The sequence below is a fragment of the Desulfofundulus luciae genome (genome assembly GCF_030813795.1).
Lineage (GTDB): Bacteria > Bacillota > Desulfotomaculia > Desulfotomaculales > Desulfovirgulaceae > Desulfofundulus > Desulfofundulus luciae.
Genome location: NZ_JAUSUX010000020.1, coordinates 40,825 through 51,332 on the forward strand (window position 1 = coordinate 40,825; position 10,508 = coordinate 51,332).

A 10,508-nucleotide genomic window follows, 5' to 3' on the forward strand; every position below is an offset into this window, starting at 1 on the left:
GGTGGACGGAAACGGAGCGGCCCGCCCCTTCTCCGGGACAGGCCGCCGAAGCGGTTGGCCGGGCGCTGGGGTATGCAGGGAAAAAGCTGGAGCGTGCCGGGAATTTTTGAATATGGTTACATAGTGTTGAACCGGATCAGCAATTCCCTTTCCAGGCGGAGCATTAACGAATGGCTCAAAGAAGTGTACCAGTCAGACTTTGACGCTCTGGAATTGCATTACCTCTACCGTGACCTGGACTTCCGGCCGAATGCAGGGATCCCGCCTTTAACCTGCTAAACATACCGGCAAAATAGCGGTTTCGTGAATGGGGGTATAGGGGTATAAATAATTATCCAAAACAGGTATTGCCAACCAATACCACCTGATATAAACTGATGTCAGGTTATGTTTTATTCTCCCGTGAGCTTCCAGGGGACTATTACTTTACAAGATAGGAGGTGAAGCCGGTTACCATCCAGGCAACCGGCGGGAGATGAAAATTGTAGCGCTTTGCGGCAGTCCCAGGAAAAACCACAGCCGGACCGGACAACTGCTTAAAGAAGTGCTGGCGGGTGCCCAATCGGTTGGAGCGGATACCGAGTATATTGATCTTACAAATTTAAAATTAAACTACTGCCTCGGCTGCGATCGCTGCCATCACCTGGGGCAATGCATCCAGAAAGACGACTTCAATTCTCTATTTGATAAGATCCTATCTGTCGATGGGCTGGTGCTGGGTAGCCCGGTTTACATTTACCATGTCACAGCTCAATTTAAGACCTGGGCTGACCGTTTGGGTAATGCCATTCACTGCCAGCGCCTGATGGGTAAATACGGAGCGGTGGTAAGTACTGCCGGGGGTTCCGGCCAGGGCGAAACGGCCGATTACCTGGAGTGGCTGTTGAAACGGCTGGGAGCGCAAAGCGTTGGACGGGTGGCTTGCGTCCTGGACGACGGGCTAATACCAGCGGATGCGGAACCGTTAAGGCAGGCGAGGGCCTTGGGAGTCACCCTGGCCCGGGCAATTGAGGAAAAGAAAGAATTTCCGGAGCAGCTCCAGGAACAGGAAAGGTTACGTAAATATTTCCGGGACGTAATCATTAAGCGGAGGGACAGGTGGGATTGGGAATACCGTTACTGGCAGGAAAAAGGCTGGCTGTAACATCTATACGTACTGATGAAGCAAATAATTAATACGCGGAAAAAGAAATTTGCGATTACCTGGCCGGAATCGGCCATCCCCTTTTGGCGGTATGGCGCCTCATCCTTTTACCCACCACCACGTGGATCATACCGGCGACCTGGCCGGGCTCGTCGGCGGATGGAGGAATTCGTGCCGAATTATTCTTTGCGCGCATGTATGGTTACCATGGGGCTTTCCTGGTACATTGATCAGGGCAGGTTCCGGTGACTGGGATATATCAAGTGTTTGGAGGCGGAAAGATGTGAAGGACCGAGATTATGCCGGTCGGTGGCACGTCCTGGCAGCGGTTTTGCTTGGGTCCATCATGGGTCCCATTGATGCCAGTATAGTGTACATTGCCATGCCGGCCATTGCCCGGGTTTTTGGCGTGGACCCGGCAACGGTGGGCTGGGTGTCCATGGCCTACCTGCTGGTGCTGGGCAGCTTTTTGCTTTCCTTTGGCCGGTTGGGAGACATGTTCGGTTTCAAACGGCTGTTCCTGATCGGGCTGTTGATCTTCGTCGTTACCTCCGCCCTCTGCGGCCTTGCTCCCGGTCTGGGGTGGCTGATCTTCTTGAGAGCTTTGCAGGCCACCGGGGCCGGTATGACCATGGCCATGTCCCCCGCCATCATTACTGCTGCCTTCCCGCCCCAGGAACGGGGCAGGGCTCTGGGTATGAACGGAATGATCATGGCCCTCGGCCTGGCCGTGGGACCGAGTCTGGGCGGCCTGCTGGTGGATACCCTGGGCTGGCGGGCCATCTTTTATGTCAATGTGCCCATAGGTGTCGCTGCTTATCTGTGGTGCCGGCGCATTCTCCCCGATGTCCGCAGCGAAAAGCGCCAGTCATTTGACTGGCCGGGAGCGTTGCTGGCCTTTTGCGGTCTTGGTGCACTGCTTTTGTTTGCCAGCCAGGGCGAAGCTGCCGGCTGGTCCTGGCCCATCTTGTTGCTCGGCGTTGTCGCCTTAGTTCTGCTCGGCGAGTTCATCGTGGTGGAAAAGCGTTCCGACGAGCCCATGCTGGATTTGAAGCTGTTTCAGAGCAGGGTCTTTTCTGCCGGTAACGGGGCCGCTCTTTTGAATTTCATGACCCAGTATGTCATCGTATTTTTGACGCCCTTTTTCCTGCAGCAGGTAGTGGGTTATTCCGCCGGCCGGGCGGGGACGATCATGACCGCCTTTCCCCTGACGGTGCTGGTGGTCGCCCCTTTAGCCGGCGCGTTATCGGATAAAATAGGCCAGCGGGGGCTGGCCTTTACAGGATCGTTAATCTGTACCGTCGCCGCCCTGGCCATGGCCGGGTTAAATCAGCAGTCCGGTCCTGGGGACGTCGCCTGGCGACTGAGTATGTTCGGCCTGGGTACGGGATTGTTCCAGTCTCCCAACAACAGTGCCGTGATGGGGGCGGTGCCAAAATTCCGCCTGGGTATCGCTGGAGGGGTGCTGGCCACTACCCGCAATGTGGGCATGGTGCTGGGTATCGCCCTGGGTGGCGCGATACTGACCACCCGGCAGGCCGCTTACCTGGATCTGGGCCGGTCTGATGCCTTTCTGGCCGGTCTACAGGAAGCCTACCTGACGGCAATGTTTCTTTCCCTGATCGGTACTCTGGTATGTCTTTGGGTCGGACCGCCCAGGTCTGAGTGAGCCCTGGTTTTAAAACCGGGAGAAAGGATTCTCCCCGGGCGTGACCGTGAAAAGTCCGGCTTCCCCAGCAGCGGCCACATCACGGGTCGGGGATAGAGGGGATGATAAAGGCGGCGAGACTGGAGGGACAGGGGCTGTGCTGCTCATCGTCAACGCCGATGACTTCGGTTACACGGTGGGAGTAAACCGGGGGATTATTAAAGCCATGGAATGCGGGGTGGTCACCAGCACCAGCCTGATGGCCAACCAGCCGGGGACCGGGGATGCCCTGGCTGTTTTACGCCGGGGTAGTCTGAAGGCTGCCGGGGTACACCTTTGCTTGACGGCGGGCAGGCCCCTGTGCGACCCGGCAGCCGTCCCTTCACTGGTAGATGGCCGGGGGTGGTTTAAAAAAAGGGACGCCCTTCTCTCGGGGCTCTTAAACGTGGAGGAAGTGAAGCTGGAATTCCTGGCCCAGGTGGAAAAGGTCAGGGCGGCAGGGGTATGGGTAAGCCACCTGGATACACACCATCATGTCCACACACATCCCGTAATATTGGAAGCCCTGCTGGACGTGGCCCGGCGCTACGGGCTGCCCGTGCGGAGCCTGGACTCTTCCATGCGCCAGGGGCTTAGCCGGCAGGGTGTGCCCACTCCCGATTACTTTTGCGGCCAATGGTTTGGTGAGCAGGTTTCCGGAGAATCGTTTCGCCGGTTTGTTGCTGCCGGGCTGCAGAGCGGTGCCAGGGTGATGGAGTTGATGACCCATCCCGGTCTGGCGGACGAAGAACTGAGGCAACGGAGCAGCTACACCTGGCAGCGGGAAAGGGAACTGGCCATTCTCTGTGACCCTGCCACCAAGGAATGGCTGTTTGATCAAGGAGTCAAACTGGGGAGTTACCTGGATCTGGCAGGTTCCCCCCCTGGTTAGAGTTTGCCGGCTACTTCATGAAGGTGGGAGCTGATTTGCTGTAGTTTCTCCACCATTTCAGCTATCTTTTCCATTGTCCTCGCCTGCTCCCGGGTTATGGCGCTGTTTTTTTCAATGCCGGCGGTAACCCTTTCAATGGAATGCTTGAACTGGTTTAGAGTCTTCTCTATTTCCCTGGCGGAGCGGCTGCTTTCCTCGGCGAGCTTGCGTACTTCCTGGGCCACCACGGCAAATCCACGGCCCATCTGGCCGGCGCGGGCCGCTTCAATGGCGGCGTTCAATCCCAGGAGCTTGGTTTGAGCTTGCTCTTTGAAAATCAAATAATGATATGGTCATGATGATGATTTCATCGCCGCCGAGCCTGTGGATATGTGGGCAACGCGAAGCGTTGTCCAAGCGAGTGTGGACCCTGTGGACAGGCGAGAATTAGGTCAAGGGACCGCCTGTAAACGAAGTTTTTCGGTTTAACAGCTCCTGGCGGGGAGAAAATCTCCTCCGCCTGTCCACAAGTCCACACGAGCGGCATATCCACAGGCTCACACGCAGGATTTTGGGGTTCTCCAGGAGAATCTTTGCCGCGAGGCTGGTTTTGGGGAAACGCTACCACTCCCTGCATAATAGTGCTTAGAAAGATTGCGTCCCCACTGCTGACCTGTAGTGCTAACCCCTACTCTGCACACCTACCTTTTGGCCCGGTAGCAGCAGCCGGCTTGTGCATCGCCAAAAGCCAGGACAGTGCTAATGCCGCAAGGCTGCAAAATGAGGTCAGAGCTGCTGGGGAACCCCAAAGTCTTGTTAACCTCCCAGGTCATTGGGAAGGAGGTGATTTTGATGTTATACGTCGGAATCGACGTCGGCTTGAAGGAAAACAAGGCGAGATTCATTGACGACAGCGGCAACGACTGCTGGAACCGCCTTGCTTTCCCCAATGATGCCGACGGCGCCGTAGCCCTGGTCCGGGAGACCTGCCGGGCTTTAGCCAGGCATGGTTTTCAGGCGGTCGCCTTCGGGATGGAAGCCACCTCTTTTTATGCCTGGCACCTGGCTTTGTACCTGACCGGAGCGGCAGAGTTAGCACCCTTTGGGCCGCGCGATAACCGGGCCTACACTAAACCGGAAAGGACAGTGGTTAATCAGTAATCTCAGCTAATGCTAATGTTAGTGATTACTATTACCTGGAAGAAATTATTTTTCCAGGGTGATTTATTTTTCTTTTCTCAAGTTCTTTTGCACGCTTTTAAAAAACTCCCATTAACATATTCACCCCACTCTTTATAAAAATACTTGAGTTTGCACTTGGGCGGCAGAATACCGCTTTCCCTCTAATGTTGCCTTTATGATGATCTGGCCAATCCAGAAAAATAATTCGGCAAAAATTAAACTTTCCTTGCCGGGGTCCGAAAAAAATTCGAGTAACTTGAAATAATAAAGGCGGCCGGTAGTCCCGCAACAAGGAAAACAAGGGATACCGCCGCCCGGTTGGGCAATACGAGACCTGCTCATATCACATCTTTTAAGTGTCCCGGGAGTTTGATGCAGAAAAAGACGGCATCAGAAAATTTCCCGTCTTAAGTTTCGCGGACACAAGTGTGTCATCTCCTCCTGCTATCCTGAGAGAAAAACAAGCAGGGAGGAGGGATTACGATGGCCGTATGCGACCCGTTCCTTGGTGATTACCTGGAAGACGGGGAAATCATCGAAAAGGTCGATCTCACCAGTGAAATCGTGGGCGTTTTTGTGAAGGCAGGGGAGAAAGAATTCCCCATGGTAAACTACCCTTACCGGCTGCTCTGCTACCGGAAAGATGACGGTGAGCTTTTATTCACCGTGAATTTAGAGACGTCTGTTTTCGGTACTTGCTGTTTGGGAGCTCATTCAAAAGACTGCCACCATAATTTCGGGCCGGCAGACAAAGATATGGGTTATGAAGACTTCAAAGAGAAGGCAATAGATATAGCCATGAAGTTAATAAAAGACGGCGCGTTCTGGGAAAACATCAGCCTCGAAGACCTAAAACCGTACCTGCTGGAATGAACCTAAAACCGCAAGCAATGAACTATATCTCACTCTGTAGCCGGCAAGATCGTATTTGGCAAGACCTTGTTCGCCGCACCGCCTTCGGTTTTGGGTTGGAAGAAAAAACAAGCATCCGGAAGGAAAATAAACCAGATAGCGAGATGAGGGGGAATACGAAGATGAGTGAATTTCGTCGGATTGTTGAAAAATTAGCAATATTAATTGATGAACTAAAGAATAATAATCAGGGAATACGTTCAGATGATATACCTCGAATAGTTCAAGAAGCTGTTGGTCATGGCTCTGGCGAAATAAATTGCTATCCGGGAATTCCAAGTTCTCGATGCTATGATATAGCACTGTTCATTTCGCTGAATTCGCCATCATATGCAAAAGGTAAAGGGCACCTAAACTGCAGGCAGGCCATAGAGAAACTTGTACAGCACATGCAAGGAAATTGTCATAGGCGAACGAGAATTGCCTTACTAATCACAGACAACTGGGATCCTGCAGCTTTTTATGATTGGGAAGCAAATATACGCAATATCAGAGCTGAGGCTCATGTCGAAGCATATCTACTGGCTGGGAGAAATGTCTCAGAAATAAATCTTTGATTCTCTGGATAACACTGGAAGCCAAGTCCATATTGGGAGGGGAAGTTACCCATGTCGACGCTAATAGATGATTTGTTAAAAACAGGTGTATTGAAAGCCATCAACAAATTTAGGGAAGCGCCAAAAATATTTTTTACCGAAGCTGACTTACGCTCTTATTTATACTATTGTCTATATACCAGGAAAATGGAGAGGCAGGTTAATGGTATAGCTGTCAACTGCCTACACCAGGAATACCCAACTAATTTTCGTTATATCGAAGATGAACTTAAAGACTTTAACCAGCCACCTCAATACTACTCATTAGAGTCAAAAAAAGGGGATAGAGGAAATTATGACCTGGTCTTGTTAAACCCTGATTTTGTAGATCTCTGCCTGAGTGGAATTGCTGCTGCAGACAGCCTTGAAGATAAGTATAAATATCTGAATCATATTGTCAATAAGGACTACATACTCGCCCTGGAACGAGAAAAACGGCAAGGCATATTCAAGAATCACGATATTACCACTGAACTTTTATATGCTTTGGAGTACAAATATGTTATCAGATTGAACAAGGGTTTTATTGATGAGATAAAGAAAGACATTAGAAAGTTGCAACTTGCCTATCAACACAGTAAAGGAAATTTGCGTTGTATATCCCTGGTTTTTTGCAACATTTATCCCCACGGGAGAGATAATCAGCGACAAAAGGACTACCTCGGGGAAATAAAAGACATAATAAGGAAAGCGCCTGAGGAAATATTAACGATTTTTATTCACTCATATTACCTGTTAGATAACGGCGAACTAAAAAAAGAAACCCCTAAGCCATGCACAAACAACTGCCGGCACTCATGGGCCAGAGAATTTAAGTTTAGCTAAAGCACCTACCCAGCGACTTCATGGCGAACGAGAAATTACCGTGGCAGGTACGTTGCAACCTGCTGGCTGGACAAAAGTTTTCACGGCGCTCACAGACGGGCAGGTAGCTGGACCGGTGTACCGGTTGCCTGATAGGTTCCTGCTCGCCCATATCTTACGAAAGCGGCTTCTCATCAAGTGGGTGGTTGCTCGAAGTAACTATCTAGATTTTGAACAGAAGCAATCTAGCAACATCTAATCCTCCTATAAGGGTAACACCGTTTTCCTCGGCTTTGCGTATGCATTCCTCAGTAAAATTGTCTGCGCTTGAGATCAAGATCTTCAAAGCATCTGGCTCTTTGGCAATTTTTGATAACTGATCTATACCGTTAACATCCCCATTATCAACGCCTTTTTTGTTCTTGACCTGAACATACACAGTTAGGCTCTTAGAGGCAACCTCTGACAGAATTGGAGGTTTGAGGCTAAAAACAAAGTCTGCGTCTCCACCGGAACCGTCGAAAAAGTGGGAACGGGCTAATTCGTATCCGCTGGCCTCAAATATTCCTTTGACGAGGTTCTCAAAGGTACCGGGTGGGTAATTCTGTACACTATGTAGCACTTTTCTCAAAAGTTCTTCCATTGATTCTCTAAAGATTCGGTCGATGTCTTTGGAACCTATTGTCTTGTCTTCAGTTTCCAGCAGCCTTTCAATAGCTTCTTTCATCTTTTCGTCCCATACGTTGTTTACGGCTTTCTGATATCCGCGCAGCTTGCCAGCAACAATCAGAGTTTCTTCATTGGCGTAGTGAGGAAAAACCCGCAAGCTGTTCGGATCGACCATAAGTTTGTGCCGGAAATCGGCATCATCTGGCTTTAAGTTAAAGTCAAAAGAGTACCCATCGGTAACGCGGGCTATCACAAAATGCCCCCAGGTTGGCACTTTAGGCACCACTACGATATCTCCCTCTTTCGCTTCCAGGAGGGGATAAAGTATCCAGTAACGGCTTTCGGCTTCTTGGTCTGTGACGGGGTCCTCCCAGATATTTTGGGCTGCCTGTTTGTATCGCTACTTCCAAACATCCTTGTTTACAATTGTTCCGTCTTCTTCTTTTAACTGGGTGCCCGGAATACCCCACCCTTGCCGCAGGCGGCCTTGCTGCAGTTCGCTCCAGATAAAATCTTTCTCCGAATCGGCGGTACGAAACACGAAATACCTCTTTTCAACAGTAGTCATAACCGTACATCCCCCTTCACCGAAAATAAAAATGCGGATTTTAAGTAAAACTTTTTAAACATAACCGGTAATTCCTGCCAGCAGGTAACAGATTTCTCTCTAATTCTCCATAGTTGTTCATTAGCACTCTTCCTCCCTGATTCCCGCTACGATTTCACCGGCCCAAGATGCCCCTACAAAACCGCCGGTGCAGGAGTCAATTCCGAAAGACAGCAGGTACTCTTTCCACAGTTTTACTTGCTCCCGGCTAAAACAGGTGTCTCCTCCCACCTCGACCTTTACGAGCCAGGCCACTACCTCCACATGCAGTTGCTCGTCCGGCCGGAGGAATACGGGGCCGGGACGGTTTTCGTGCCGGAGGCACTAAGAAGACAATTTCAGCGAGTCCTGTGCCACTGCCAGCGCCCACTGCCCGATGGGGTCGGCTAGGCTCGCCCCCCATTTCTGATACTTCACTTTACCCTGCGCAGCCTGTTCCGGCGGAGCGGGTTTGGTTTCTCCACCGCGGAGCGAAGACTACCCTTGATTTCCTCGATGTACCCCTCTGCATGGACTTCGAAGAAAAAGTGGTGGGCCTCCCTGGTCAGGAAAGTGATTCCGCGCTCTGCAAAGAAACTCTCCCACAGTTCCAGGGGGAGTTCCTCCGGCTCGGAGCAGCGGGCCAGTATTTCCGCTATCTCTACGTCGTCATGGGCACCGATTAATAAAAGCGGCAGGCTCAGGATCTCGAGCCACGGGTAAGACCGGGGCGGCCTGATGCGGTGGCGGGCGGGCACGGTGAAGGAGGCCGGTAGTTCTGCCGGTACGCGGGCCGCAAAGCGAGCTGTGGCAGCCTGCAGGTACTTGACCTGCATGGCCAGAACCAGGCGGTCGCCGGGAACGGCGGCGAACCCCCGGGCGCGCAGCGGTGAAAGCCGCTCGAAGGGTGTGGCATCCCGCCAGAACTTCCGGAAAAGCTCCCGTACGACCGCCTGCAGAAATTCCGGCGGCAGGGGAGCGGTAAGGCTGTGGGCCGTAGCCGCGTCGTATACCACGACCGGGAGGCCCCACACCGTGGTTTCGGTTCTGAGTAGCTCGTCCGAGGGGACGTAGCACTGCAGCCGGTGGCGCGAGCGCAGGGCTGCCAGACGTTGCGGCTGCCGGGCAACCCATACCGCCCACTCCAGGTGAGCGTCCGGCTGACCTGCCTTTGTGGGGTTTTCCCGTGCCCAGGCCGCGTAGTCCTCCGCGTCGAAAGGCACGCGCACCGGCCAGTGCAGCGGGTGTTCATCCCGCGCCTCCTGGCAGGCACGGTTGGCAGCGGCCAAAAAGTCAAGGTAGGCGTTGTCGTCTCCGCCCCGGAACCTCCTGTAATCTTCCGGCCCGTAGTCCACCCAGATGAGCCGGTTGCCATCGCAAGAGAAGCGAAATTTCGGCTGCATCCCCACACCTTCTAGAAACTGCCGGTTTCATGCCGGTAAAGCGAGAGCGTTTCTCTCAGCACTTCGGCCACGGCTTCCCGGAGCCAGCCCGGCTCCAGTACCTCTATAGCCGCGCCCCAGCCGAGCAGCCAGGGGATCATCTCTCCGGCGCCGGCCACCTCAAAACGCACCTCGATGCCCCCGTCCGTCAGCTCCTTTACGGCCTGACTGGGGTGGTAGCGGGTGACGCGGAACTTGTGGGCAAGGCCGGGACTGACCCGGAGGCGCACCGTCTCCGGGGGGCCGGGCTCCTCTTCCGTCCAGACACCCCAGGCGTGCGCGTAGGCATCCCGGAGCGAAAAGTCCTGCGGGATGGTGTAGGTGCTGCTTTCCACCAGTTCCAGGCGGTCGATGTGGTCGAGGCGAAAGACGCGCCTTTCGCCCGCGGCGAGGCAGCGGCCAACCAGGTACCAGATCCCGTGCCGGCAGAGCAGGCCGTACGGCTCGACCTCGCGTGTGGTCAGTTGCCCGTCGGAGGCGCGCCGGTAGGCCAACCGTACCCTTTTGGCCAGGCGGATGGCCTGGAGTATCCGCTCTACCAGGCGCGCGTTCTTCTGCGGGTTTGCCGGGCCGTGCCCCGAGACGTATACGTAGCGCTCCATCTCCTGCCGCAGG

The 10,508-nt window shown here is 53.3% G+C and carries 13 protein-coding genes and 1 pseudogene; 8 read left to right on the forward strand and 6 right to left on the reverse strand.

From position 1 onward, the window contains the following. The first annotated feature begins 72 nt into the window (after positions 1–72). The 4 genes from J2Z49_RS11250 (at position 73) to J2Z49_RS11265 (ending at position 3,723) form a co-directional block, all read left to right on the forward strand. Positions 73–279, forward strand: coding sequence for a hypothetical protein (locus J2Z49_RS11250; RefSeq protein ID WP_307403055.1), 207 nt, complete (start codon positions 73–75; stop codon positions 277–279). Between the two features lie 196 nt (positions 280–475). Next, positions 476–1,144: a flavodoxin family protein gene (locus J2Z49_RS11255; RefSeq protein ID WP_307403056.1), complete on the forward strand. Its 669-nt coding sequence runs from the start codon at positions 476–478 to the stop codon at positions 1,142–1,144. A gap of 283 nt (positions 1,145–1,427) precedes the next feature. Continuing rightward, on the forward strand, positions 1,428–2,813 hold the full coding sequence (locus J2Z49_RS11260; protein WP_307403057.1) for an MFS transporter: 1,386 nt from the start codon (positions 1,428–1,430) through the stop codon (positions 2,811–2,813). Positions 2,814–2,853: 40 nt separating this feature from the next. Next, positions 2,854–3,723, forward strand: coding sequence for a carbohydrate deacetylase (locus J2Z49_RS11265; RefSeq protein ID WP_307403058.1), 870 nt, complete (start codon positions 2,854–2,856; stop codon positions 3,721–3,723). Here J2Z49_RS11265 and J2Z49_RS11270 read toward each other — a convergent pair. Beyond that, positions 3,720–4,022 (reverse strand): annotated as a pseudogene (locus J2Z49_RS11270) (methyl-accepting chemotaxis protein); the annotation flags it as partial. The gene J2Z49_RS11265 and the pseudogene J2Z49_RS11270 sit on opposite strands and share 4 nt — an antisense overlap. Positions 4,023–4,554: 532 nt before the next feature. On the opposite strand from J2Z49_RS11270, the gene J2Z49_RS11275 reads away from it, so the two are divergent. The 4 genes from J2Z49_RS11275 (at position 4,555) to J2Z49_RS11290 (ending at position 7,217) form a co-directional block, all read left to right on the forward strand. Beyond that, positions 4,555–4,863: an IS110 family transposase gene (locus J2Z49_RS11275; RefSeq protein ID WP_307403060.1), complete on the forward strand. Its 309-nt coding sequence runs from the start codon at positions 4,555–4,557 to the stop codon at positions 4,861–4,863. Positions 4,864–5,367: 504 nt separating this feature from the next. Beyond that, positions 5,368–5,757 carry a hypothetical protein gene (locus tag J2Z49_RS11280; protein WP_307403061.1) on the forward strand — a complete coding sequence of 130 codons (390 nt, stop codon included), beginning with the start codon at positions 5,368–5,370 and terminating at the stop codon, positions 5,755–5,757. Between the two features lie 17 nt (positions 5,758–5,774). Next, positions 5,775–6,353, forward strand: a complete 579-nt coding sequence (locus J2Z49_RS11285) for a hypothetical protein (protein ID WP_307403062.1) — start codon at positions 5,775–5,777, stop codon at positions 6,351–6,353. Positions 6,354–6,404: 51 nt separating this feature from the next. After that, entirely contained in the window at positions 6,405–7,217 is an 813-nt protein-coding gene (locus J2Z49_RS11290) for a PI-PLC domain-containing protein (protein ID WP_307403063.1), read from the forward strand. A gap of 202 nt (positions 7,218–7,419) precedes the next feature. On the opposite strand, the gene J2Z49_RS11295 is transcribed toward J2Z49_RS11290, so the two are convergent. The 5 genes from J2Z49_RS11295 to J2Z49_RS11315 form a co-directional block, all read right to left on the reverse strand. Further along, positions 7,420–8,151 carry a restriction endonuclease gene (locus tag J2Z49_RS11295; protein WP_307403064.1) on the reverse strand — a complete coding sequence of 244 codons (732 nt, stop codon included), beginning with the start codon at positions 8,149–8,151 and terminating at the stop codon, positions 7,420–7,422. 114 nt (positions 8,152–8,265) lie between these two features. Next, positions 8,266–8,433, reverse strand: coding sequence for a hypothetical protein (locus J2Z49_RS11300; protein WP_307403065.1), 168 nt, complete (start codon positions 8,431–8,433; stop codon positions 8,266–8,268). 120 nt (positions 8,434–8,553) lie between these two features. Further along, a complete protein-coding gene (locus J2Z49_RS11305; protein ID WP_307403066.1) occupies positions 8,554–8,736 on the reverse strand; it encodes a hypothetical protein in 183 nt (60 codons plus the stop codon). Positions 8,737–8,885: 149 nt separating this feature from the next. Further along, positions 8,886–9,854 carry a hypothetical protein gene (locus J2Z49_RS11310; RefSeq protein WP_307403067.1) on the reverse strand — a complete coding sequence of 323 codons (969 nt, stop codon included), beginning with the start codon at positions 9,852–9,854 and terminating at the stop codon, positions 8,886–8,888. An 11-nt stretch (positions 9,855–9,865) separates the two neighbouring features. Next, positions 9,866–10,508 (reverse strand): helix-turn-helix transcriptional regulator (locus tag J2Z49_RS11315; RefSeq protein WP_307403068.1); only part of this gene is annotated, 643 nt, incomplete at its 5' end.